Below are 24,689 nucleotides of genomic sequence, written 5' to 3' on the forward strand. Positions count from 1 at the left end.
CAGCCTGGAACATCGCGATGACCGACACCCTTTCCATCATCCGGCCGGACGACTGGCACATTCACCTGCGTGATGGCGATGTGCTCTCTGATACGGTCGCAGACGCCTCACGCGTATTCGGTCGGGCGATCATCATGCCTAACCTTGTGCCGCCAGTACGTGACGGTCAGCAGGCAGCGGCTTACAAGGCTCGAATTCAGGCCGCTCGCCCGAGTGATTCCGTGTTCGAGCCATTGATGGTGTTGTATCTGACAGACCAGACCACTCCGGAGATCATCCGTCAGGCCTGGAACAACAAGCAGGCGATCGCGGCAAAGCTGTACCCCGCCGGTGCCACCACCAACTCCGATTCGGGTGTCACCGCCCTGGACAAGATCTACCCGGCGCTGCAAGCAATGGCCGAGGTCGGCATGCTTCTACTGGTGCACGGCGAAGTCACCCATGCCGATGTCGATATCTTTGATCGCGAGAAAAGCTTCATTGACCAGCAGCTGGTTGGCCTGGTCGAGCGTTTTCCTACGCTAAAGGTAGTATTCGAGCACATCACGACCGCCGACGCTGTGGAGTTTGTACAGAGCGCGTCCGATCGCGTTGCAGCCACCATCACTGCGCATCACCTGCTGTATAACCGCAACCACCTGCTGGCAGGCGGGGTACGCCCGCACTTCTATTGCCTGCCGATCCTCAAGCGCCAGCGTCACCAGCAGGCGCTGGGTGATGCGGTCGCGACCGGCTCGAGCAAGTTCTTTCTGGGTACCGATTCGGCACCGCATGCCGGCCATGCCAAGGAAGCCGCCTGCGGATGCGCAGGGTGCTATACCGCTTATGCAGCCATCGAGCTGTACGCCGAAGCATTCGACTCGCTTGGCGTGCTGGACAAGCTCGAGGCCTTCGCCAGTTTCAACGGCCCGGATTTCTACGGCCTGCCGCGCAATACCGATCGCATTACCCTGGTTCGCGAGAGCTGGAATGCTCCGCACACGCTGCCGTTCGGAGGCCAGTCTGTGGTCCCGTTGCGTGCCGGCGAAACAATCAACTGGCGAGTAGTTCAATCGCCTGCAAGCTAAGGATCGCCAGTGAGCGAGTTTGAATTCGACGACAACATTGATAATGCAACCCAGCCATCGGGACCCAAGCCGCCCATGGCCTACCGCTTCCGCGGTTTTCTGCCGGTTGTAGTGGATGTCGAGACCGGCGGCTTCAATGCCGCTACCGATGCGTTGCTGGAAATAGCCGCCACCACCATCAGCATGGATGAGGACGGCATGGTCTACCCGGACCACACGCATTTCTTCCGCGTGGAGCCCTTCGAGGGCGCAAACGTCGAACCGGCAGCGCTGGAGTTCACCGGCATCAAGCTGGACCATCCGTTGCGCATGGCTGTCGACGAACACCATGCCCTGACCGAGATCTTCAAGCACATTCGCAAGGCCGTAAAGTCCGCCGGCTGCAAGCGCGCGGTGCTGGTCGGGCACAACGCCTTCTTCGATCTGGGCTTCGTCAACGCAGCCGTCGCGCGCACCCAGATCAAGCGTAACCCTTTTCACCCTTTTTCCTGCTTTGACACCGCCACCCTCGGCGGCCTGGCCTACGGACAGACCGTGCTCGCCAAGGCCTGCGCTGCGGCCGGCATAGACTTCGATGGTCGCGAAGCCCATTCGGCGCGCTATGACACCGAGAAGACGGCAGATCTGTTCTGCGCCATCGTTAACCGCTGGCGAGAAATGGGCGGCTGGCCCCCGGTCTGAGCCCTATTCGCAATGCCCCTTGGGCATCCAGGTGAACAGCCGCAACCGCTGTCCCTGGATGCTGCAGGCGTATTTCGCAACATCAGCCTGTCTTGCTCTTATTCTTTTTCCCCATAACAGAAGGCCGGCTCGGTAACTTGCAGGAATGGTCAGCGGCGGCTATTTTCAGAGATGGCACCAATCTTCCGCTACACTTCAGTTGTTATTCCGGCAACAGCTAATAATTGGATGGAGACAGACGGTGCAACATGCACGTCGGCCTCGATCAGAAAAAGGAGTCATTCCAGATGAAACGCACTTCACTTGCCGTACTTTTTTCCGCCGCGATCGCGTGCGCTGGCATCACTGCCACTCCGGCAGTCGCCCAGGAAAACTTCGTCACCATCGGTACTGGCGGACAAACCGGCGTGTATTACGTTGTCGGTCAGTCAGTGTGCCGGTTGATCAACCGCAACAGCAATGAACACGGTATTCGTTGTAATGCTCCGTCGAGCGGTGGTTCGGTAGCCAACGTAAACGCCATCCGTGGCGGAGAAATGGACATGGGCGTCGTCCAGTCCGATGTACAGTTCAAAGCCTACAAGGGTATCGAGAACTTTGAAGATGCCGGCGCCTTCGAAAAACTCCGTGCGATTTTCGCGCTGCACGGCGAGCCCCTTACCGTCGTTGCCCGCCGCGATGCGAACATTGAAACGGTCAAGGATCTGAAGGGCAAGCGCGTCAATATCGGCAACCCCGGCTCGGGTCAGCGCGACACCATGGATGTAGTCATGGACGCGCTCGGCTGGACGCGTTCCGACTTCGCGCTGGCATCCGAGCTGGACGCAGCCGAGCAGGCCGCCGCACTGGGTGACAACAACGTCGACGCCATGGTGTATGTGGCCGGCCACCCGAACGGTTCGATCCAGGAAGCAACCACCACCGTTGATTCGGTATTGGTGTCGGTATCCGGTGAGGAAATAGACGAACTGATCGAAGAACGCCCCTACTACGCCAAAGCAACCATTCCAGGCGGACTGTATCGTGGCAATGACGAGGACGTGGAAACCTTTGGCGTGCGCGCCACGCTGGTGACCTCGGCTGACACTCCGGAAGAAACCGTGTACCAGACCGTCAAGGCCGTATTCGAGAACTTCGACCGGTTCAAGCGCCTGCATCCGGCTTTCGCGACGCTGACTGAGGAAGAAATGATCAAGGAAGGTCTCTCCGTTCCGCTGCACGATGGCGCAGTGCGCTATTACAAGGAACGAGGCTGGATGTAACCCTGTACCGGGCCGCTCATAGCGGCCCGTTTACCTTCTGGATCAGCTGACTCAGGGTCTGCCATGAGCGAACAGAATCTCCAACGCGACGATACGGATACCGAACTGGAGGATATGGTCGCCTCCTCCGATACCGGTGCCCGTAAGCCCGGCGGCGCCACCGGCAAACTGCTGGTGTGTATCGCTGCCGCCTGGTCATTATTTCAGCTGTGGATCGCCTCGCCATTGCCTTATATGGTTGGCTTCGGTGTGTTCAACAGTGCCGAGGCGCGTTCGATCCACCTGGCGTTCGCCGTATTCCTCGGCTTCATGGCCTTCCCAGCGCTCAAGCGCTCCCCACGCAATTACGTGCCGATCCTTGACTGGGTTCTCGCTCTGGTCGCGTCTTTCTGCGCAGCTTATCTCTTCATATTCTATTCCGAGCTGGCCAGCCGGCCCGGGAGCCCCACAACAATCGACGTGGTCGTAGGTGTAACCGGCCTGATCATGCTGCTTGAGGCAACCCGCCGTGCGCTGGGTCCGCCTCTCATGATCGTCGCCTCGATATTCATTATCTATTCCCTGGCCGGCCCTCATATGCCGGGCATCCTGGCCCACCGGGGCGTCAGCCTTGAATCCCTGACCAACCACCAGTGGCTGACCAGCCAGGGCGTGTTCGGTATTGCGCTCGGCGTATCGACCAGTTTCGTGTTCCTGTTCGTACTGTTCGGTGCGCTGCTGGACAAGGCGGGCGCCGGCAACTATTTCATCAAGGTCGCCTTCTCATTGCTCGGCCATTATCGAGGTGGCCCGGCCAAAGCCGCCGTGGTCGCGTCCGGCATGACCGGTCTGATTTCCGGCTCCTCCATTGCCAACGTGGTAACCACCGGGACCTTCACTATCCCGATGATGAAACGCGTGGGCTTCTCCTCCGAAAAGGCCGGCGCGGTGGAAGTCGCCTCATCGGTGAACGGCCAGATCATGCCGCCGGTGATGGGCGCCGCGGCGTTTCTCATGGTCGAGTACGTGGGTATTTCCTACGTCGAAGTCATCAAGCACGCCTTCCTGCCGGCGTTGATTTCCTATATTGCGCTGGTCTATATCGTGCATCTGGAAGCCATGAAGGCCGGCATGCAAGGCCTGGAATCGAGCAACCCGCCCCGCCCATTCGTGCGCAAGGTGATCGGCTTTCTGACCGGACTCTTGTTACTGATGGCCCTGTCATTAGCGGTCTATTACGGCCTCGGCTGGCTCAAACCGATCCTCGGTGACAGCGCGTTCTGGGTGATATCCGCGATTCTGATGGCGGTCTACGTCGGACTGCTGAAACTGGGTTCCCAATATCCTGTACTGGAACTGGACGACCCTGATTCGCCAGTCTTGAAACTCCCGCAGACCCGCCCCACGGTCATGTCCGGCCTGCACTACATCCTGCCGGTGATCGTGTTGATCTGGTGCTTGATGGTTGAGCGGCTATCGCCCGGCCTGTCGGCATTCTGGGCCACTGTGTTCATGATCATCATCATCCTCACCCAGCGTCCGCTGATCGCCCTGTTCCGCGGCCAGAGCGCGCTGGGCGATGACCTCATGCACGGGTTGAGCGACCTGTGGCAGGGCCTGGTAGCAGGCGCGCGCAACATGATCGGCATCGGCATCGCGACAGCCACAGCCGGCATTATCGTCGGTGCGGTATCACAGACCGGGGTGGGTCTGGTTCTGGCGGATCTGGTGGAGCTGCTGTCGATGGGCAACCTGATGCTGATGCTTATCCTGACAGCCGTGCTCAGCCTTATTCTGGGCATGGGGTTGCCAACAACCGCCAACTATATCGTGGTATCGGCATTGCTTGCCCCGGTGGTAGTAACCCTCGGTCAGCAGAACGGGTTGATCGTCCCGTTGATCGCAGTGCACCTGTTCGTGTTCTTCTTCGGCATCATGGCGGACGTCACGCCCCCGGTCGGCCTGGCTTCCTTCGCGGCCGCGGCGGTATCCGGCGGTGATCCGATCCGCACTGGTTTCCAAGCGTTCTATTACAGCCTGCGCACCGCTGCCCTGCCGTTCCTGTTCATCTTCAATACCGACTTGCTGCTGATCGACGTCGGCCTGTGGCACGGCATCGTGATATTTATCGTGGCGACCATAGCCATGCTGATATTTGCGGCTGCCACGCAGGGATGGCTGGTGGTACGCAACCGCTGGTACGAAAATATTCTCCTGTTACTGGTTGCCTTCACTCTGTTCCGTCCCGGCTTCTGGATGGACATCATCCATGATCCCTATGAGTCGATCCCCCCCGCCGAGCTGACCCAGGCCCTGGAGCGCGTCGATGAAGGCAGCCACCTGCGGATGCAGATCGCAGGCCTGGACAAGCTCGGAGATCCGCGCACCTTCCATTTGCTTATCCCCGTGCCTGACGGCGCAACCGGAGAGGAGCGAATGGACGAACTGGGCTTGATGCTGATGCAGGATGGCGAGCGTACCCTGGTGGATATGGTTACCTATGGCAGTCTCGCCGCCGATCTGGGTTTCGACTTCGACCAGGAAATCCTCGAAGTGCTGGCTCCCGTGGACCGCATCGCCAAGGAATGGATGTGGATACCGGGCCTGTTACTGTTCGCCATGATCGTCGGGCTGCAGTGGTCGCGCCGCAAGCCCACCGACAAGCCGCGTGTGGAGGCGACTGCCCGTGTATAACAAGATCCTGCTGGCCATCGATCTGAACCATAAGGCATCCTGGCAAAAAGCGCTGCCAGTCGCGCTGGAACTGTGCCGGGCCCACGAGGCATCGCTGTTCATCGTCACCGTATTGCCGGATTTCGGTCTGCCGCTGGTTGGGGGCTTCTTTCCCAAGGACTTTGCCGCCAAGGCGAAGAAGGCCTTCAGCGACAACCTGCGCGAATTCGTCAAGGAGATGATCCCCAAGGACGTGAAAGTGCAACGCGTCGTGGCGGATGGCAAACCCTATGAAGCAATCCTGCGCGTCGCCAAAAAGCAGGAAGTCGATCTGATCGTCATGTCGTCGCACAAACGCAAACGCCTCGAAGACTACGTGCTGGGGACTAATGCCCTGCGCGTGGTCCAGCAGTCGAAACGGTCGGTGATGATCGTACGTTAGGCTTGAGCTCGATTGAGCAGACCCGTACCCGCATAACCACTGGGACGCGCTCGATCAATTCGAAGGCGAAGAGTACCAGCGTACGCTGGCCGCCATCACGCTGGACAGCGGCGAACAGGTGGACGCGTTTGTCTACGCCCTCAATGCAATACCTTGACGCAGCTTATAGCGCATGCCGGGATATATGTTTCGATATCTCCACGATTGCTGTTCTGCCGGTGAATTCGAACTGCACTTTGCCCAGTGAAGAGAAGTATATTTGCAGCTCGGAATCAATATCGAAGGTGCCGGACGTTTCGATTGAATACGCCACGATCTCCTTATATGGCAAAGAGGTGAAATCCTTCTTGCTGCCAGTAAGGCCCTGCACGTTTACCGCGATGATTCGCTTGTTGGTAAATACAACGCCATTACGCATGGACTTGTATGAGTCGATGACTTGCTCGCCCTCCATCAGCAGCTCGGCGACCCTGTCGGCGTATTCCTTGTTCTGTTTAAGCTTGAAGAAACCCTTGTTTTCGAAATCGATCATGGCGCAACCTTGTCTTCACAGCGCCTGATAGCGCCGATGGATGAGAATTCGCGCGCCGCTCTGCAGCTGGCGCCTCGGAACAGTGTCGCGAACCTCACCGGGGTTGGCCAGTGTCTTGTGCATATGGATTGCCAAATCAAACCGGAATCCCCCCTAACCCCCCTTTTTCAAAGTGGGGACCGTGCGTGCAGGCCTGGAGATCCATGTCGTTCTGAGAGATAGGCTCATACCGGAATAAAACACCGGCCGCCGCTAACCAGTTTCACATTTTTGAAATACCCAGCCACATGCAAGCGCCAGTGCCTGGAGCCATAGTCTGCCGCTGCCCCGACAAGTCCCCCACTTTGAAAAAGGGGGGTTAGGGGGGATTCAGCTTTTTTGCTAGCGTCCCGATATAGGTCCAGACATACCCATTCGCCCATCCAAGCAATGCCGGCGCAAGCTACGCTCCGCTCCTCGCTTACTGCCTGTCGAATACCGTGATGGTCACGGACGAAAGCCCCGGGGTGATGGTCCCTACAAACTCGCTATCGTTCAGCCATGCGTATTTGCCTGAGGTGCTCGCTTCGAACAGCGGGAGCGTCAGCGAGGAGTTGCCATAATCTCCACAGTTTCGCACCACGATGGTTTCGCCATCGCTGGTCTGCAAGGTATAACGGGCCTCCAGGCTCAGATCCCCATCAACCGTTAACTGATAATCCGCGCCGCCCGGATTGACCTCTCCGGCAAAATCGCCCGAAAAACTGTCCCCTGTGATGGGAATAATGCGCCGCGAGCCGTATTTCGAATCCCCTATGCTCTGGAACCCGCCAATCCCAACTCTGGCTTGGAGTATCTGGTTACCACTATCCGCGCCAGCCGGAAGCGCTGGGCAGTCCCAGGATTGTTGGCGCAGTCCATTATCACTGGGTGTCGTTACGACCTGATCATTACCGCCTGGCTTTGGATTCTGATACAGGCTCAGGCGCACGCCCGCATCCGTCTGCTCTCTGACGCCTACGTAAGTACCCTGATGCAACCAGCTCAAGGGACTGTTATTAGGCGCTTCGAAATCCGCCACGAAACGAACCCTGTCGCCATCGGCCACACCACAGTTGCGCATGTACACCTGGGTCCCGCCAGCCGTACGGATGGTATAGCGACTCTCATGCTCAACCGCCCCGCTCGGCAGTGCCAGATTGAAATCAAGCGCGCCGGATTGAATGCTGCCATTCAATTCGCTACTGGTGTCATTCAGCCGCCCGCCATTGACCGTTACCACGCTACGCTGACCATAAGGCGTTTGACCCAGATCTTTCACGCTGCCTGTGGGCAACAGCGCAGTAAACAGCAGCTCGCCACTGCTGGGGTCCGGAATCCCATCGGGCATACCGCAGTCCCAGCTGCTATCCGGAACGATGGTCGTGCGCTCGCCGGTTGGCGGCTCTTCACAGGGCACGCCCCCGCAATCATCGTTGCCCTTGCCCACTTCGCCATTGAGCACAATACTGCGCAATTCTGCCCGGTCGAAATAGGTATTGGCATCGAGGCTGAAACGCAGTCTGAGCTCGTTTTCAGCCGGCGGAAGAGAAAGGGTCGTGCTGCCGGACGCATCGCGCGAGGATTCCAGAACGGTGAAGGCGCCGCCATCGACCGAGACTTCAGCAATCAAGGATTCGCCCGCATCCAGACCAGAGGTTTCCCGGCTGTAGGTCAACGAGAGGCCGCTAGCACCCTTGGTGCGGATAACCTCGGAGGTAATGGATGAAGTAGCGGAAAAACTGCCATGCAGCCGCGCATAGCCATTGTTCACCGTAACGCGACCCTCGCTGCTGAAGCCCGCGCTGCCGCCAGTGAAATGTTCCTGGTACAGCACATCCGAGACTGCATAGGGAGCGGTACATGCCAGCGCCAGTCCGACAACACCCCGCCGAATGCGTCCAGCTGCAGAATATGTCGGGAAACGCGATCTATCCGTGTCATTCATAGCTTCGTCGTCCTCAGTTGATTGGTGAGTCATTCGCGGGTTCGACGAAGTGAATGATCATTCTGTTCCGGCGGGATTGATGGAATGGCGACTGGATCTCAGCATGTAGCCACGAGGAAACCCGAATCCCCCCTAGCCCCCCTTTTTCAAAGTGGGGGACCGTTTGTGCATGCTGGATCCCAATGTCGTTCTGACAGGATATGTGTTCTGTTCTAGCGGGATCAGTGAAATATCGACTGGGTTTCAGCAGGTGTCCAGGGCGAAGCCCGAATCCCCCTTTTCAAAAGTGGGGACACGTGTCCGCGTCGCGGCTGGTTTTTATTTCTGGAACGAGCCCATCTATCAGAATGATATGGATATCCGAGTGTGCACACACGGTCCCCCACTTTGAAAAAGGGGGGCTAGGGGGGATTAAGCTTTTCGGAAGGATCAACCACGAGCCTCCCGCTGCTGATTGGCCCACAGCTGTGCATAGGCCCCATTCGCTTCCAGCAGACGCGCATGATTACCCTGCTCCACCACCCGCCCCTGCTCGAGCACCAGAATATTGTCCGCGTGCACGATAGTGGAAAGCCTGTGCGCGATCGCCAAGGTCGTGCGCCGGCGCGATATCTGGTTCAGTGAATCCAGAATCAGCCGCTCTGCATGCGTATCGAGCGATGAGGTCGCCTCATCCAGAATCAGGATGGCCGGATCCTTGAGCAACACCCGGGCAATGGAAATGCGCTGCTTCTCCCCGCCGGACAGTTTCAAGCCACGCTCGCCCACCTGAGTATCCAGCCCCTGCGGCAACCGACTGACGAAATCTTCCAGTTGCGCCATACGCAGCACGCGCCAGATCTCATCCTCACTGGTCCCGGGGCAACCGTAGGCGATGTTGTAGCCGATGGTGTCATTGAACAGCACGGTATCCTGCGGCACCACGCCGATAGCCCTTCGTAAGCTCTCCTGGGTAACCGAGCGGATATCCTGGCCATCGATGCGAATGGCGCCCTGGCTGACATCGTAGAAACGAAACAGCAGGCGTGCCAGGGTGGACTTGCCTGCACCGCTGGGGCCGACGATAGCGAGCGTTTGCCCGGCGGGAATCTCGAAGGACAGGTTATCCAGAATCAGCCGCTCTTCATTGTAAGCATGGCTGACTTTCTCGAACTTAACTGCCCCGCCTCGTAGTTCAAGCGCTGCAGCATCCGGTGCGTCGCCTACCTTGACCGGCGTGCCCAGCAAACCAAACAGGCGCTCGATATTGGTCAACGCCTCGCGGATCTCGCGGTAGATGAAACCCAGAAAATTCAACGGAATAAACAGCTGAATCATGTAAGCGTTGATCATCACCAGCTCACCCAGCGACATCTCTCCATTAGCAACCTGCCCGGCAGCCATGAACATCATCAGAGTGACTGATCCGGTAATGATCAAAGCCTGCCCTGAGTTTAGCGCCGCCAACGACAGGCGGTTCTTCATCCGCGCAGCCTCCCACCCCTTGAGGTGGCGGTCATATTCCTGCGCCTCGAACGCCTCGTTGCCGAAGTACTTCACCGTCTCGTAATTCAGCAGACTGTCCACCGCCCGCGTATTGGAGCGGTTATCCATCTTGTTACTTTCGCGCACAAAGCGATTGCGCCACTCGGTACACCAGATCGAGAAGCCGCCATAGATCAACACCGCGCCGAGCACGGTCGCCGCGTACATCGGGCTGAAATTGATCAGCAGAATGACGGCAATCAAGCCGATCTCGACCAGCGTTGGCAGTATGTTGAACACCATGAAGCGCAACAGGAAGCTGATACCACTGGTGCCGCGCTCAATGTCACGCGCCAGCCCACCGGTACGGCGGGACAGGTGGAAGCCCAGGTCGAGCCGGTGCAGGTGTTCAAATACGCGCAGCGATATACGCCGCATCGCGCGCTCGGCCACCCTGGCGAACACTGCATCGCGCAACTCGGAAAAGAAAACAGAGGAATAGCGCAGCAGTCCGTATGCCGCCAGCAAGGCTACCGGGACCAGCACCAGCGCGTCTGCTGCCGATTCGAAGTGCTCGACGATGAGCTTCAGCGCCCATGGCACCGCCACTCCGGCCAGCTTGGCGATCAGCAGAAAGCCCATGGCGACCGCAACGCGGCCACGGAATTCTTTCAGATAGGGAACAAGGCTGGCGATGATGCTCCAGTTGACCGGACCACCGGCGTATTGACTGTCACTGCTTGGGCGCACGCGGGATTCCTGTTACGGCGGAAAACGCACAGTATAGGGCCAGGTGCTTTGGGAATGCTGGTCCTGGTGCAGACGTCGCTTGCATCGATGTTGAAGCAGTACACCGTAAACCGCGAATCCCCCCTAGCCCCCTTTGCCAAAGGAGGGCTGTTTGAGCTGCTGGTGATGTTGGCGTCCGGCTGGTGCTTCTGAGTTGCGGTGTGCTGGTTGAACTCAGAACCAGACTTAGACCCAGACGCAGAGCCAGAACTGGCTATTATCATCGGGCAAAACCAAATCCCCCTAGCCCCCTTTGCCAAAGGGGGGATTGTTTGAGCGGCTGATGATGTTGGCGTCTGGCTGGTGCTTTTGAGGTGCGGTGATGGTTAAAGCCACAACCACAAACCACAAACCATCAGACAGACACCAAGCCCATCAGCAGCACAAAACCAGTCCCCCACTTTGGAAAAGGGGGGCTAGGGGGGATTCGACTGTTTGTACGCCGAAGCCAACCAAAGCCCACATTACCCCTCAATCCTCCTGCGGAATCGGCTCCACGTTGCGATCCCAACCAACCAGCAACAGGGTCGTTGCAATACCAAACAACAGGCCAATCCAGGGCTCGAAGAACGCCAGCCCTGCGCCAATCAGCAGCACTGCACCACGCGAGGCGTTATTACGCGGAATCGCCATGGCGATATAGGCGCAGGCAAAACCGGTCAGTACCAGCGTGAGCGAGAGCGCGATACCCAGCAGCGGGCGCAGCCCTGTGAGGAGCGGCAACACGAAGAACAGAAGCGGAATACCCATCGCATAGTAAGACGCCAGGCCGCTGTGCAAGCTATCCATCGCTGCTTTGCCGGACTTCCAGCGCTGCATGACGATCACATGCACGCCAACCCACATCGAGCCCTGCGTCGGGAAGAACGGGGCAGCAACGCCCATCAGTGCATTACGGATGGCCATCGACAGATGCGAGCGGGTGGGATTGATGTCGATGTGTTCGTCTTTGCGTGTCTGCAGCCCTTCGCGGATGATCTCGTTGCCGGTAACCAGATCGCCGAAGAAAATCACGTAGGTGATCAACGCCAGCGGCATGCTCTGGATGAACATATCCATGCTCGGCCAGCCGATCATGAATGGCGACACCTTGGCCCAGGTCTCGACCACTGGCGGGACCATGAAGCCCCACTGAATATCGTAGGTCACCTCGCCAACCATTGGCCCAATCACCGCCGCGAGGATAAAACCGGGTAGCAATCCGAGCGCACCGAGCAATGCGAAAAAGCGGTAGTTTTCCTTGAGCTTCTGCATCGGCAGAGAGAAAGCAAACACCAGACACACCGCACAAGCCAGTGTTGTTGCGATCGGCTGTTGCAGCAGGAAGCGCTCGGCATCATCGATGAATACGCGCTTCAACGCAGCGATCGCCGCACCGAGGATGATCCCCGCCTTGAGCGTATCCGGTAACCAGAACACGAATTTCTTGCCCAGCCCGGTTATCCCGAGCACAAACAACAGCAGCGCGAAGTTCAGCGACACCGCAGTCATGGCCTGGAAGCGCATGGTCGGATCTTCGTAATTGCCCAGCACGAAGGCCAGCACCAGTGGCAGCGCCGGAGTGATCCAGCCAGGCGCGTAGGGCTCTCCGAACACGATCAGTGCAGAGCCAATCAGTATCGAATGAATCATCGAGACTGCGACCGCCTCTTCGAAGCTGAGGCCGAAGAACATCGTCATCAACGGGATCAGCGATAGGCCCGTCGCCGCAGCAATGAACAGACCCTGCAAGGCCTCCTGCCAATAGAAACGGGTGTGATAGAAGGGCAAGCGGAAGGTAAAGGGACCCCAGCGCCAGCCGGGCAATTCGGGTTGCGACATCATGAACTCCTGGGCTTTATATTATTCTTGTCGGCCGGACAGATTCCACTTCTGTCCCAGACGGATAGCATTATGCCGCTTTGTCCGAAAATGTGTATGGGTAACAGGCGGCCTGGTTCATATTATGCCAAACCGCCCTACAACGAAGCCCTTGGCTCCGGCGCATCACCGATATGAATATCAGCGTACCTCCGAAGCCCTGTCCTCCTGTTCCAGCTTATGGCGCACGTCTCCGGGCGAACCGGTCTTGCGCGCCAGCAGGCTGTAAAGCACCGGAATAACGAACAGCGTCAGTAGCGTCGAGATGCTGACCCCGAATACCACGACGATGCCAATGACCGCGCGCGTCTCGGCGCCCGCGCCCACTGCGAATACCAGCGGCAGCGCACCGGCAACGGTGGTTACCCCGGTCATCAGGATGGGGCGCAAACGCAGTGTGGCAGCCTCCAGCAGCGCATCATCGAAGCCCTTGCCGGCGTCGCGCAGCTGATTGGCGAACTCGACGATCAGGATGCCGTTCTTTGCCGCCAACCCGATCAACATGACCATGCCGATCTGGCTATACAGGTTGAGGCTGTTGCCGGTGAGCCATAGCCCGAGTATTGCGCCGCCAATCGCCAGGGGCACGCCCAACATGATGATCAGCGGATGCACGAAGCTCTCAAACTGGGCGGCCAATACCAGGAAGACCACCACCAGGCCCAGCCCGAAGACGAACATCAAGGATCCGCCCGCCTCACGCAGGTCGCGGGACTGCCCCTTGAAGTCGATAACCAGGGTTTCCGGAAGATTGTCCCGCGCCAGCTGCTCGACATGATCCAGCGCATCACCCAGGGCGACGCCATCATCCAGCGAGGCTTCGATGGTGATAGCGCGGTTGCGGTTGTAGCGATTCAAGGTTGTGGAGCCGGCAAACTCTTCCAGCGTCACCAGGTTAGACAGCGGAATCAGCTCACCCGTGGTTTCCGAACGCACGTAGATATTCTCGAGTGAATCGGCGCTGCGCTTGTCATCGCGCTCGGCTTCGAGGATGACATCGTATTCCTCACCCCGATCGATATAGGTGGTGACCCGGCGCGAGCCAAGCATGGTCTCGAGCGTGCGTCCGATATGGCTGACATTCACCCCCAGCGTGGCGGCGCGATCATAATCGACGCTTACCTCAAGCTGCGGCTGGGTTTCCTTGTAATCGGAGTCGATATTGCTCAGGCCCGGGTTGTCCTCGCGAATTTTCTCCAGCAGGATGTCGCGCCATTGCGCCAGCTCTTCATAGCTACTGGCGCCGCCCAGAACCAGGCGGAACGGCTGGTCCTGCGAACTGCCAAAGCCCTGGCGCATCACCGGGAATGCTCTGACGCCAGGGAGGTCCGCCATGCGTTTCTGCACGTCGGCCATGACCTCGCTACCCGGCCGGCGTTCGCCCCACTCTTCCAGTACCACGATGGCCATGCCGCTGTTGAAACTGGTGGAGGCGCCAAAGGAACGTGGCGCGCGAATCAGCAACCGGCTGACCTCACCCGCTTCGACGAACTCCATCATCCGCGACTCGATCTCGTCCATGTACTCGCGCATGTATTCATAGGTCGCGCCTTCCGGACCATTGACGATAATCATGAAGGCACCGCGGTCTTCACGCGGCGTGTACTCGCTCGGCAATTGGCTGAACAGCCAGGCACTGCCGCCAAACATGCCCGCGAAGACCAGCAGGGCCAACACGCGGTGGCGCAGAACCCGAACCAGTATGCTGGCATAGAAAGCCCGGCTCGATCGCAAACCAAGCTCAACCCAGCGCGTCAGCCAGTTTTCTTTCTCATGGGCTTTAAGCAGTTTGGAAGCCAGCATCGGCGACAGGGTCAATGCCACAAAGCTCGACAGCACCACCGCCGCAGCCATGGTCAACGCGAACTCGGAGAACAATCGCCCGACATCGCCCTGCAGAAAGGCGATGGGCACGAATACCGCAATCAGCACCAGCGTCGTGGACACCACGGCAAAGGCTACCTGTCGCGCACCGTAAAACGCCGCTACCAGCGGTGTTTCGCCCTCTTCGTCGATACGGCGACGCACGTTTTCCAGCACGATGATGGCGTCGTCCACCACCAACCCGATTGCCAGGACCAGGGCCAGCAACGTCAGCAGATTGACCGTGAAGCCGAACAGCATCAGGCCGATGAAGGTCGCGGTAATGGAGACCGGAAGGGTTACTGCAGGGACCAGAATGGCGCGCGGGCTGCCAAGAAACAGGAAGATCGTCAGCACCACCAGGATCAGCGCGACCACCAGCGTAGAGAACACTTCCTCAACCGCACCTTCGATAAACACCGAACTGTCAAAGCTCGACTGGATGTTCATGCCTTCGGGCAAGGTGGGGTTGATCTTGTCGACCAGCTCGCGGGAGGCCCGGGAAATATCCAGGGTATTGGCAGTCGATTGCCGCGCCAGGCCGAGCCCGACCATGGGCACGGTATTACCGCGAAACAGGTTCCGGTCTTCCTCAGTGCCCCGCTCCACGCGCGCGACGTCGCGCAGACGCACCAGATAGCCGTTATGACCCCGCGCCACCACCAAACGGGCGAATTCATCCGCCTCGGTGAAACTGCGGGCGACGCGTACGGTGAATTGCCGGTCTATGGATTCGATGGTGCCGGCGGGTAGCTCGACGTTTTCGGCGCGTAGGGCCTGTTCAACATCGGCGACGGTCAGATCACGCGCAGCCAGTGCTTCACGGTCCAGCCAGACCCGCATGGCATAGGCCTGATCACCGCCGACGCGCACTCTGGCCACGCCTGACAGGGTTGAAAACCGGTCAACCAGATAACGCTCAGCGTAATCGGTGAGCTCGGGCAAGGTGAGCCGGTCGCTGGTCAGGTTCCACCAGATGATCACATCCTGGTTGGCATCCAGCTTCTCGACCTCCGACGGGTCTGCCTCGACGGGAAGCCTGTCGGCAACGCTGGAAACGCGGTCGCGCACGTCGTTCGCCGCCTCATCCACACCCCGGCTGATGCTGAAACGTATGGTGATCTCGGACTGGCCGTCCTCGCTGCTCGATTCGATGAACTCGATGCCTTCAATCCCGGCAACGCTTTCTTCGATCACCTGGGTAATCTGCGAATCCACAACGCTTGCGGCAGCGCCAATATATTGGGTTTCGATGGTAACGATGGGCGGGTCGATATCGGGGTATTCACGCAGCGGCAAAGCGCTGTAGGCCACCAGCCCGAAAATGACCAAGAGCATCGCGACGACTGTAGCGAAAACCGGGCGTACGACAGCGGTATCAGAGAGAATCATGGTCAGTTCGCTCCCGCTGGCTTAAGGCGCATCGTCGGATAACACCGATTCGGTGGATTCACCGGGTTCCTGTTCGGCGATAATGCGAACCGGCTGGCCAGACTGCACGCGGAAGTTGCCATGCGTCACCACCCGCTGCCCTGCTTCAAGCCCTTCTTCTATCTCCACGATGCCCGGCTCACGGGTACCGATGACCACTTCGCGGCGTTCAGTAACGAGCTGGCCGTCCTGTTCGTTGACCAGCATGACGAACTGTCTACTGCCAAGCGGTAACAGCGCTTCTTCGGGGATGACCAGGGCTTCACGCGTTGCACCGCGCAGCCGGACCGACATCAACATGCCGGGGCGCAACACGCCTTCAGGATTCGGCAAGCTGGCACGCACCTGGACCGACCGCGTCGCCGGGTCGACCTCGTTATCGAGGGCGGTGACCTCGCCGCGGAAGGTGGTGTCAGGAAATGCCCGCGTCGTGGCGGTGACTGTGCGGCCTGGGGCAACCTGGGAGAGTTTGACTTCGGGGATGCTGAAATCCAGCTTCATCTGGCTGTCATCGTGCAGCCTGGCGACCAGCGTACCGGGCGTCAGCAAGGTGCCGACGCTGATCTGACGCAGCCCCACCACGCTATCGAACGGCGCGCGAATCTGCCGGTCCGCGAGCCTGGCTTCTACCGACTGCAGTTGCGCGCGGGCAATATCACGATCGCGGGTCCAGTTTTCCAGTTCCTGTTGCGGCAGAACGCGGCGCTCGACCAACCCACGGGTGCGCTCGAGCTGACGCTCGGCATCAGCCAGGGTGGCGCGGGCCTCGTTCAGCTGAGCTTGTTGTTCACTGTTGGTCAGAGAAACCAGCAGCTCGCCTTTATCGACCCGCTGACCATCATCGAAATGGATAGCCGAAACGGTCTCGGTAATGTCAGCGGTGATATCCGCCGTTTCGCTGGCACGCAGGGTACCGAGGGCTTCGATCTGGTTGGCCATCTCCCATTGCCGCACCTCCGCCACTGCAACCGCCAGGGGTTCCTGCTGTGCCAGCAGCGGTAAACTCAGGCTGCAGGCGATCAGTAGAAATAACTGTTTCCAGGCTCCAATTGGTTTCGACATCCCACCATCCCAATACTCGTGAACGAAACGGCTCACGTGCCGGTCATTGTCCACGCCCGTCACTGCCTTGTGCGCGGTCATCATAGCAAGGGAAATAGAGTCCGATCACCTTTCGTCACAATCTCGACGCGTGGCACGCCTTTCCTGGGGGTGTAGTGCGCCTGCGCTACGCCAGGTTTATCGCCACAACGAAGCTTCAGGCTCGCCGCTGACCAACGCCGAGACCAGATTGAACGTACGTTTCTCCTGAGGGTGTAGTGCGCCTGCGCTACGCCAGGTTTATCGGCACAACGAAGCTTGTCGATCAGTCCCGGTCGTTGAACTACCGTGCAGCCGGGTACGAGCTGGTGCTCGAACCTTTGGGGAGGTGCCCCTGGGAGCGTCGAACGCCATGGGCCTGACCGGCCTCGATAACGCTCGCTCGACAAACGGTTCCTGGCTTTAATCCTCCAGCGTTTCGCTGAAAAACTGACGCATTGCTGAAAAGGCGCGCTCAGCGACCACAGGATGGTATTCGTTCTTGCCCGGAACGTTCGCTGCCGGGTTGGTGAAGGAATGCACCGCGCCGCCGTAGATCACCAGTTGCCAATCCACATCGGCTGCACGCATTTCCTGTTTAAACGCTTCAACCTGCTCCTGCGGTACCGAAGGGTCTTCATCACCATGCAATACCAGCACTGGCGTCTTGATCGATTCGGCGTCCTTCGGATCCGGCGTATCCAGGTTGCCGTGAAATGACACCACACCACCTATGTCAGTACCTGAGCGTGCCAACTCCAGCACGACCCCACCGCCAAAACAGAAGCCGATGGCGCCTATCCGACCGGTGTCCAGGCCCACCTTCTCACTATGCGATTTGAAGACGTCCAGACCCGTATTGACCCGTTTGCGCATCAGATCGCGGTCCATGCGCAGTGCGCCGGCCAGTTTACCGGCCTCCTCGGCATTGGCTGGCTGCTTGTCCTTGCCATACATATCGGCCACAAACACCACATAATCGGAACCGCCAGCGCGGAAGGCCTTCTTCGCCGAGTTCTCGGTCACCCCCATCCAGTTTGGCACCATCAACAACCCGGGCCGCGGCTCGCTGGTCGCATCGTCGTAGACCAACAACCCTTCATAGGGCTCGCCGTCGATATCGTAGGAAACCGGCTTGGATACCATCTCGGCCTGAGCCAGGCCGGCGGTCGCCATCAGCAGCGTGGAAAGTGTTTTGCGCATGGTGCAGTCCTTTATCTGGGGTTTGTAACACTCAGAAGCATAGCTTAGGGATCGGCTGATGCAGCCAGTCGTTATTTTCGTGGCTCTGGAGCTACCGCTTTTGATCCATGCATGACCTCTTTCGAGCATCCATACTGACGTGACATTCGCATCGACTGTTCGCGGCCACAAGGATAATGACATGCAGGTTTCCATCTATCGCTACCATCCCGAGCATGACAACGCACCGGCCATGCAGCAGTACGCTGTCGACGATGCGATGCGCGAAGGCATGGTGCTGGATGTGCTCATGCACCTGAAGAATCAGGATGACAGCCTCAGCTTCCGCCGCTCCTGCCGTGAAGGCGTTTGTGGCTCCGACGGCATGAACATCAACGGTCGCAACCGCCTGGCATGTATCACCCGGGTAGCCGACGTGATCGACTCGAACGGCACCTTGACCCTGCGTCCTCTCACCGGCATGCCGGTGATCCGCGATCTGGTCGTCGACCAGACCCAATTCTTCAACCAATACCAGAAGATTCAGCCCTACCTGATCAACGATACGCCTACCACAGGGATAGAACGCCTGCAGAGCCCGGAAGACCGTGCCAAACTGGATGGACTCTATGAGTGCATCCTGTGCGCCTGTTGTTCGTCCGCGTGCCCGTCCTACTGGTGGAATCCGGAGCGGTATATCGGCCCGGCCGGCCTGTTGAACGCCTACCGGTTTCTGATCGACAGCCGCGACACCGCGACAGAAGAACGGCTCAAGGAGTTGGACGACCCGTTCAGCGTGTTTCGCTGCCGCGTCATTGGCAACTGCACAGATGTCTGCCCCAAGGGGCTTAACCCGATGGCTGCGATTGGCCGCATCAAGCTCATGCTGCTCAAAAGCGGAACCTGATCCCAGCCATCCAATTCGCCTGTCACATTCAGGAGATACTGATGAAGCTCGGCATGATTGGTCTGGGACGCATGGGTGCGAATATGGCGCAGCGCCTGATGCAAGGTGGGCATGAAGTGGTCGGCCTGGATGCGCAGCTGGCGCCGCGCCAGGCCTTCGAGCAGCAAGGCGGCCAGAGCGTGGATTCGTTAGCGGCTTTGCTGGAACAGCTGCCGACCCCGCGCACGTTATGGCTGATGCTACCGGCCGGCATCGTTACCCAGGCCATGATTGATGAACTGCTGCCGTTACTCGAGCCGGGCGATACGCTGGTGGATGGCGGCAATTCGTTTTATCAGGACAGCGTCCGCCGCGCCCGGCAATACGCGCAGCATCAGCTCAATTACCTGGACTGCGGCACCAGCGGCGGGATCTGGGGGCTGACCGAAGGATTCTGCCTGATGATTGGCGGCGAGCGGCCAACGATTGAACAGCTGACACCGGTATTTCAGGCACTCGCGCCCTCCTCCGACCGTGGCTGGGCGCATGTCGGACCGGCCGGCGCCGGGCACTTCACCAAGATGATTCATAACGGTATCGAGTACGGCATGATGCAGGCCTATGCCGAAGGCTTCGCCATGCTCGACAAGAAGACCGAGTTCGATCTGGACCTGCACCAGATCGCCGATCTCTGGCGCGATGGCAGCGTCGTACGCTCCTGGCTGCTCGATCTGACCGCCTCAGCACTCGAAGCAAACCCGACGCTGGCCGGCATAGCGCCCTATGTCAGCGACTCCGGCGAAGGCCGCTGGGCAGCAGCCGAAGCGATCGCGCTGGACGTATCGGCGCCAGTCATAACCCTGGCGCTACTCGAACGCCTGCGCTCACGCGAATCCGATTCCTACGGCGACAAACTCCTCGCCGCCATGCGCAAAGGGTTTGGTGGGCATGATTTCACCCGCACATAAACCGCATAGCCCCGGGGCTGTTGAGTGCCTATTCGGCTCATTTGGTGGGAGGGGCGCCCCCGCCGCGATGGTGTCTGGAAGACGCCTTCGGGTTTTGTTTCAGACAATAAATAAAACAACTGGCCTATCGGCCAGATCGCGGCGGGTCGCCCCTCCCACAAAATGGCGCCGTACTCTCATCCACGACTCCACACATGTCATGCTCCGCGACAGCACACCCTACCAGCAAACACGGCACCCCCTGGGGCTGTAGCGCGCCTGCGCTACGGCAAACCATCCGCCACACACCACTCCGTAAGCACCACCCGCACCAGCGAGCGAACATGCTACCCCGGCGTTGAGTCCGAACGCGGCCCGAGACGCGCGACACCCCCAGGGAATTCCGTGCCGAGCGCCCCTGGGGCTGTAGCGCGCCTGCGCTACGGCAAGCCATCCGCCACACCAACCCCACCAACCAACCGCCCACAAAAAAGCCCGAACACTTCCATGTCCGGGCTCGATATCACCGAAGCGATACTTTACTTACTGAGCTCCACCAACAACGCATTCAAACGGCGCACATAGGTGCCGGGATCCTGCAGGCTCTCACCCGCAGCCAACGCCGCCTGATCAAACAGGATATGCGTCAGATCTCCAAACCGTTCTTCGTCCTGCTCGCTGTCGAGTTTCTCCAGCAGCGGATGTGCCGGATTGATCTCCAGGATCGGCTTGCTTTCAGGCGCTTGCTGTCCGGTCGCTTCCAGGATCTTGCGCATCTGCAGGCCCATGCCATCCTCGACCACCACCAGCACCGCCGGCGAATCGGTCAGACGGTGTGACACCTTCACGTCCTCGACATTCTCCTTGAGCACCTCCTTGATGCGCTGCACAAGGTCTGCCTTGGCCTTGGCCGCTTCTTCCTGCGCCTGCTTGTCCTCTTCGCCTTCCAGCTTGCCGAGATCCAGGTCGCCACGGGCGATGTCGACGAACTGCTTGTCCTTGTATTCGGTCAGGTGGCTCATCAGCCACTCGTCAATACGGTCAGTCAGCAGCAGTACTTCGATACCCTTCTTGCGGAAAATTTCCAGGTGCGGGCTGTTCTTGACCTGGCTGTAGCGCTCGCCGGTCAGATAGTAAATCTTGTCCTGGCCTTCCTGCATACGCTCGATGTAAGTATCGAGACCCACCACTTCGCTGTCGTCACTCTGCTGGGTCGAAGCAAAGCGCAACAGGCCGGCGATCTTCTCGCGGTTGGCAAAATCTTCCGCCGGACCCTCCTTGATCACGCTGCCAAAACCTTTCCAGAAGGTCGCGTACTGCTCAGGCTGTTTCTTCGCCAGCTTCTCCAGCATATCCAGCACACGCTTGGTCAGCGCGGACTTCATGCTGTCGATGGCCGGATCTTTCTGCAAGATCTCACGGGAGACGTTCAGCGACAGATCATTGGAGTCCACCACACCCTTGATGAAGCGCAGGTACAGCGGCAGGAACTGCTCGGCGTCGTCCATGATGAATACGCGCTGCACGTACAGCTTGAGGCCGCGGGGCGCTTCACGCTGGTACAGATCAAAGGGTGCACGGCCAGGCACATACAGCAGCGAGGTGTATTCCAGCTTGCCCTCGACCTTGTTGTGGCTCCAGGTCAGCGGGTTCTCGAAGTCGTGGGCAACGTGCTTGTAGAACTCCTGGTATTCCTCATCCTTGATGTCGGTACGAGGACGGGTCCAGAGCGCACTGGCGCGGTTGACGGTTTCCCATTCAACTTCGGTGGGCTTGTCCTTTTCCTCGCCCTGGTGCTGCTTGGGCAGCTCGATGGGCAGGGAGATGTGATCGGAGTATTTCTTGATCACGTTGCGCAGGCGCCAGCCATCAGCAAACTCACCTTCGTCGGATTTGAGATGCAATACGATGCGGCTACCGCGCTCGGGCTTCTCGATGGTCTCGATGGTGAAGTCGCCTTCGCCGGCCGATTCCCAACGCACACCTTCCGAGGCATCCAGACCCGCACGACGGGTAAACACCTCAACCTTGTCCGCGACGATAAAGGCACTGTAGAAGCCCACACCGAACTGGCCGATCAGGCTGGCGTCTTTCTTCTGGTCACCGGTCAGTTGCTGCATGAAGGCGGCGGTGCCGGACTTGGCGATAGTACCCAGGTTCGAGATCACCTCATCGCGGGACATGCCAATACCGTTGTCTTCGATGGTCAGCGTCTTGGCTTCTTCGTCACCGCTGATGCGGATGCGCAGGTCAGGCTGGTTTTCCAGCAGTTCAGGGTTGGCAATCGCTTCAAAACGCAGCTTGTCGGAGGCATCCGATGCGTTGGAAACAAGTTCGCGAAGGAAGATTTCCTTGTTCGAATACATCGAGTGGATCATGAGATGCAGCAGCTGCTTCACCTCGGTCTGAAATCCGAGCGTTTCCTTATGGGCTTCCACGGTCATGTTGCTTGATCTCCATCAGGTTCATCTATGGCTGGGCCTGCCCCGGACTGTAGCCCGGAGCGGCGAGATGAACACTTGATGGGGATGGCGTCTGATTATTTCAAGACGCCTGAAGGGATACAGCGAGGAAAATCCTAGTCAACGGCACGCCGGTGATGCTCGTACAGCAGATCGACGATGCCATTGCTCGGCGTGTAGCCCTGCACCGTGTGGAGCAGCAGCTCGCGAATGGTGTCGTAATCATCGTCGCGCACTGCCTGGCGAATCGTATTAAGAATCGGCAATAGCTCATTCCACGGCAGCAACGCCTCATTGGCCTTGCGGATCTTCGGATGCGCCGTTTCCTGCGGGTTGTCGCCGATCAGCAGCTCTTCGTAGAGTTTCTCGCCTGGACGCAGACCAGTGAAAGCAATTTCGATATCGCCATTCGGATTTTGCTCATCCTTCACAGACAACCCCGACAGCTGAATCATCTTCTTGGCCAAATCGACAATATTCACCGGCTCGCCCATATCCAGCACAAACACGTCGCCGCCCTCACCCATGGCACCCGCCTGGATCACCAATTGCGCCGCCTCAGGAATGGTCATGAAGTAACGCGTGATTTTCTCATGGGTCACGGTGATCGGACCGCCCAGGCGGATCTGGTTACGGAACAGTGGTATCACCGAACCGGACGATCCCAACACGTTACCGAAACGCACCATGCTGAAGCGCGTGCGGTTCAAGTGCTTTACCGACGGGTCTGCGTTCCACAGGTTGGGCGCCTGCTCAGCACTCAAACCCTGCAAAACCAGTTCGGCCATGCGCTTGGTCGAGCCCATGACGTTAGTCGGCCGCACCGCCTTGTCTGTCGAAATCAATACACAATTCTCGACCTGACACCGTATAGCAGCCTGGGCGACGTTCAATGTACCGAACACATTGTTCATGATTCCTTCGGCAACATTGTGCTCAACCAGCGGCACATGTTTGTAGGCCGCAGCGTGGTAGATCGTCTTGATATTCCACGCGCTGATCACGTGGCGAAGCCGTGTGCTGTTGCGGATGGAGCCCAGTATCGGCACCAGGGTAACTTCGAAATCACAGGTCTTCAGGAAGTTATCGAGCTCGCCATGTATTGCATATAACGCGAACTCGCTGTGCTCAAAGAGCACCAAAGTGGTTGGCCTGGAGGTGATGATCTGGCGGCACAGCTCACTGCCAATCGAACCACCTGCCCCGGTCACCATCACCGCCTTGCCCTTGATACACCGCTCAAACAAGGAAGCCTCCGGCGGCACAGCATCCCGACCGAGCAAGTCCGCGATATCCACTTCCTGCAAGTCATCTACCTTGACCTTGCCACTGGCGATGTCGCATAGGCCCGGGATGGTTTTTACGTGTAACGGGTACTGTTGCAGATTAGCCAGCACCTGCTTACGGTGAGCACGGGTTGCGGAGGGGATTGCCAGGAACAGTTCTTCGACTCCCGTCGAGTCGATCATTCTGCCAATGTCCGTGGCGCTGAAGACAGGCAAGCCGGAGACAGTGCGCCGCGCGAGAGCGGGGTTGTCATCGACGAAGGCGACAGGTTTATACAACCGACCCACTTTGATCGACGCCAACAGTTGATTGCCCGCCTCGCCCGCACCGTATATCGCGATGGGTTTACCGGTTGGCTCCTTTTGCATTAGTTCATGCGCAATTTCTTTGCCAGCCGTGAACCAGTTCCCGGTGAAATACTCACGGGCCACCAGTCGCAACCCACCCAGCAAGCCCAGACTTAGGCACCAGTACATGAACAGTACGGAGCGAGAGCGAAACACGTCGACACCACCGACACGCAGCGCGACGACGACCACTACCAGCCCCACAGAAGCCATAGTGACAGCGCGAAAAATACACTTGAGGGCATCATTACCAAAGTACCGCATTACGGCACGGTACATGCCCATCCTGATATAGAACGGGATGGATACCAGCGGAGCCAGCGCGAATAACCAAACCTGGCTGCCTTGTGGCCAGAGCCAGCCTTCGGGCCCTAGCCTGATAAGAAAAGCGACCCACAAAGCGGCCCACATCAGCAGCACATCGGCCACAATCTGAAGACTACGTTTCTGGCCGTAGCTCAGGCCAATCAGTTTTTCCTTGATCATAGC

17 protein-coding genes and 1 pseudogene are annotated in these 24,689 nt (G+C 58.7%); 9 read left to right on the forward strand and 9 right to left on the reverse strand.

Going from position 1 to position 24,689, the window contains the following annotated elements; translation table 11 throughout:
* The first annotated feature begins 17 nt into the window (after positions 1–17).
* The 6 genes and pseudogenes from pyrC to FZE95_RS01820 all read left to right on the forward strand — a co-directional run.
* A complete protein-coding gene (pyrC, locus tag FZE95_RS01795; protein ID WP_150299092.1) occupies positions 18–1,067 on the forward strand; it encodes a dihydroorotase in 1,050 nt (349 codons plus the stop codon).
* Positions 1,068–1,076: 9 nt separating this feature from the next.
* Positions 1,077–1,748, forward strand: coding sequence for a ribonuclease T (rnt, locus tag FZE95_RS01800; RefSeq protein ID WP_150299093.1), 672 nt, complete (start codon positions 1,077–1,079; stop codon positions 1,746–1,748).
* 287 nt (positions 1,749–2,035) lie between these two features.
* Positions 2,036–3,010 carry a TAXI family TRAP transporter solute-binding subunit gene (locus FZE95_RS01805; RefSeq protein ID WP_150299094.1) on the forward strand — a complete coding sequence of 325 codons (975 nt, stop codon included), beginning with the start codon at positions 2,036–2,038 and terminating at the stop codon, positions 3,008–3,010.
* Between the two features lie 63 nt (positions 3,011–3,073).
* On the forward strand, positions 3,074–5,683 hold the full coding sequence (locus FZE95_RS01810) for a TRAP transporter permease (RefSeq protein WP_150299095.1): 2,610 nt from the start codon (positions 3,074–3,076) through the stop codon (positions 5,681–5,683).
* Complete coding sequence (locus FZE95_RS01815) at positions 5,676–6,104, forward strand: universal stress protein (protein WP_150299096.1); 429 nt, start codon at positions 5,676–5,678, stop codon at positions 6,102–6,104. Before FZE95_RS01810 ends, FZE95_RS01815 begins: the two co-directional genes overlap by 8 nt.
* Before the next feature lie 46 nt (positions 6,105–6,150).
* A pseudogene (locus tag FZE95_RS01820) lies at positions 6,151–6,261 on the forward strand (gamma-glutamylcyclotransferase); the annotation flags it as partial.
* Positions 6,262–6,267: 6 nt separating this feature from the next.
* On the opposite strand, the gene FZE95_RS01825 reads toward FZE95_RS01820, so the two are convergent.
* The 3 genes from FZE95_RS01825 to FZE95_RS01835 form a co-directional block, all read right to left on the reverse strand.
* A complete protein-coding gene (locus FZE95_RS01825) occupies positions 6,268–6,636 on the reverse strand; it encodes a PH domain-containing protein (protein ID WP_150299097.1) in 369 nt (122 codons plus the stop codon).
* Positions 6,637–7,096: 460 nt separating this feature from the next.
* Positions 7,097–8,602, reverse strand: a complete 1,506-nt coding sequence (locus FZE95_RS01830) for a DUF3237 domain-containing protein (RefSeq protein WP_190324455.1) — start codon at positions 8,600–8,602, stop codon at positions 7,097–7,099.
* 429 nt (positions 8,603–9,031) lie between these two features.
* Entirely contained in the window at positions 9,032–10,816 is a 1,785-nt protein-coding gene (locus FZE95_RS01835) for an ABCB family ABC transporter ATP-binding protein/permease (protein WP_150299099.1), read from the reverse strand.
* A 54-nt stretch (positions 10,817–10,870) separates the two neighbouring features.
* On the opposite strand from FZE95_RS01835, the gene FZE95_RS19570 reads away from it, so the two are divergent.
* The gene (locus tag FZE95_RS19570; RefSeq protein ID WP_190324456.1) at positions 10,871–11,008 is read left to right on the forward strand and encodes a hypothetical protein; all 138 of its coding nucleotides are present in this window, start codon (positions 10,871–10,873) and stop codon (positions 11,006–11,008) included.
* 318 nt (positions 11,009–11,326) lie between these two features.
* Here FZE95_RS19570 and FZE95_RS01840 read toward each other — a convergent pair whose 3' ends face one another.
* From FZE95_RS01840 to FZE95_RS01855, 4 genes are all read right to left on the reverse strand, one after another.
* Positions 11,327–12,676 carry a hypothetical protein gene (locus tag FZE95_RS01840; protein WP_223824926.1) on the reverse strand — a complete coding sequence of 450 codons (1,350 nt, stop codon included), beginning with the start codon at positions 12,674–12,676 and terminating at the stop codon, positions 11,327–11,329.
* A 180-nt stretch (positions 12,677–12,856) separates the two neighbouring features.
* A complete protein-coding gene (locus FZE95_RS01845; protein ID WP_150299101.1) occupies positions 12,857–15,970 on the reverse strand; it encodes an efflux RND transporter permease subunit in 3,114 nt (1,037 codons plus the stop codon).
* Positions 15,971–15,991: 21 nt separating this feature from the next.
* The gene (locus FZE95_RS01850; protein ID WP_150299102.1) at positions 15,992–17,071 is read right to left on the reverse strand and encodes an efflux RND transporter periplasmic adaptor subunit; all 1,080 of its coding nucleotides are present in this window, start codon (positions 17,069–17,071) and stop codon (positions 15,992–15,994) included.
* A 441-nt stretch (positions 17,072–17,512) separates the two neighbouring features.
* Positions 17,513–18,292: a dienelactone hydrolase family protein gene (locus tag FZE95_RS01855; protein WP_150299103.1), complete on the reverse strand. Its 780-nt coding sequence runs from the start codon at positions 18,290–18,292 to the stop codon at positions 17,513–17,515.
* Positions 18,293–18,473: 181 nt separating this feature from the next.
* Between FZE95_RS01855 and FZE95_RS01860 the strand changes: the two genes are divergently transcribed.
* Together FZE95_RS01860 and gnd are read left to right on the forward strand one after the other, a co-directional pair.
* A complete protein-coding gene (locus FZE95_RS01860) occupies positions 18,474–19,178 on the forward strand; it encodes a succinate dehydrogenase iron-sulfur subunit (protein WP_150299104.1) in 705 nt (234 codons plus the stop codon).
* A 41-nt stretch (positions 19,179–19,219) separates the two neighbouring features.
* Positions 19,220–20,125: a phosphogluconate dehydrogenase (NAD(+)-dependent, decarboxylating) gene (gene gnd, locus FZE95_RS01865; RefSeq protein ID WP_150299105.1), complete on the forward strand. Its 906-nt coding sequence runs from the start codon at positions 19,220–19,222 to the stop codon at positions 20,123–20,125.
* 518 nt (positions 20,126–20,643) lie between these two features.
* Here gnd and htpG read toward each other — a convergent pair.
* Together htpG and FZE95_RS01875 are read right to left on the reverse strand one after the other, a co-directional pair.
* Positions 20,644–22,548: a molecular chaperone HtpG gene (htpG, locus tag FZE95_RS01870; RefSeq protein WP_150299106.1), complete on the reverse strand. Its 1,905-nt coding sequence runs from the start codon at positions 22,546–22,548 to the stop codon at positions 20,644–20,646.
* Between the two features lie 134 nt (positions 22,549–22,682).
* Entirely contained in the window at positions 22,683–24,686 is a 2,004-nt protein-coding gene (locus tag FZE95_RS01875; RefSeq protein WP_150299107.1) for a polysaccharide biosynthesis protein, read from the reverse strand.
* Positions 24,687–24,689 lie beyond the last annotated feature (3 nt).

Source organism: Pseudomonas profundi, from assembly GCF_008638305.1.
In the GTDB taxonomy this organism is placed as follows: domain Bacteria; phylum Pseudomonadota; class Gammaproteobacteria; order Pseudomonadales; family Pseudomonadaceae; genus Halopseudomonas; species Halopseudomonas profundi.

What these genes read in the sequence shown, in the direction of transcription:
- pyrC (WP_150299092.1), top strand. Translation starts at nt 18, where the DNA reads ATGACCGACACCCTTTCCATCATCCGGCCGGACGACTGGCACATTCAC.
- FZE95_RS01805 (WP_150299094.1), top strand. Translation starts at nt 2,036, where the DNA reads ATGAAACGCACTTCACTTGCCGTACTTTTTTCCGCCGCGATCGCGTGC.
- FZE95_RS01810 (WP_150299095.1), top strand. Translation starts at nt 3,074, where the DNA reads ATGAGCGAACAGAATCTCCAACGCGACGATACGGATACCGAACTGGAG.
- FZE95_RS01825 (WP_150299097.1), bottom strand. Translation starts at nt 6,636, where the DNA reads ATGATCGATTTCGAAAACAAGGGTTTCTTCAAGCTTAAACAGAACAAG.
- FZE95_RS01830 (WP_190324455.1), bottom strand. Translation starts at nt 8,602, where the DNA reads ATGAATGACACGGATAGATCGCGTTTCCCGACATATTCTGCAGCTGGA.
- FZE95_RS19570 (WP_190324456.1), top strand. Translation starts at nt 10,871, where the DNA reads ATGCTGGTCCTGGTGCAGACGTCGCTTGCATCGATGTTGAAGCAGTAC.
- FZE95_RS01840 (WP_223824926.1), bottom strand. Translation starts at nt 12,676, where the DNA reads ATGTCGCAACCCGAATTGCCCGGCTGGCGCTGGGGTCCCTTTACCTTC.
- FZE95_RS01845 (WP_150299101.1), bottom strand. Translation starts at nt 15,970, where the DNA reads ATGATTCTCTCTGATACCGCTGTCGTACGCCCGGTTTTCGCTACAGTC.
- FZE95_RS01850 (WP_150299102.1), bottom strand. Translation starts at nt 17,071, where the DNA reads ATGTCGAAACCAATTGGAGCCTGGAAACAGTTATTTCTACTGATCGCC.
- FZE95_RS01855 (WP_150299103.1), bottom strand. Translation starts at nt 18,292, where the DNA reads ATGCGCAAAACACTTTCCACGCTGCTGATGGCGACCGCCGGCCTGGCT.
- FZE95_RS01860 (WP_150299104.1), top strand. Translation starts at nt 18,474, where the DNA reads ATGCAGGTTTCCATCTATCGCTACCATCCCGAGCATGACAACGCACCG.
- gnd (WP_150299105.1), top strand. Translation starts at nt 19,220, where the DNA reads ATGAAGCTCGGCATGATTGGTCTGGGACGCATGGGTGCGAATATGGCG.
- htpG (WP_150299106.1), bottom strand. Translation starts at nt 22,548, where the DNA reads ATGACCGTGGAAGCCCATAAGGAAACGCTCGGATTTCAGACCGAGGTG.
- FZE95_RS01875 (WP_150299107.1), bottom strand. Translation starts at nt 24,686, where the DNA reads ATGATCAAGGAAAAACTGATTGGCCTGAGCTACGGCCAGAAACGTAGT.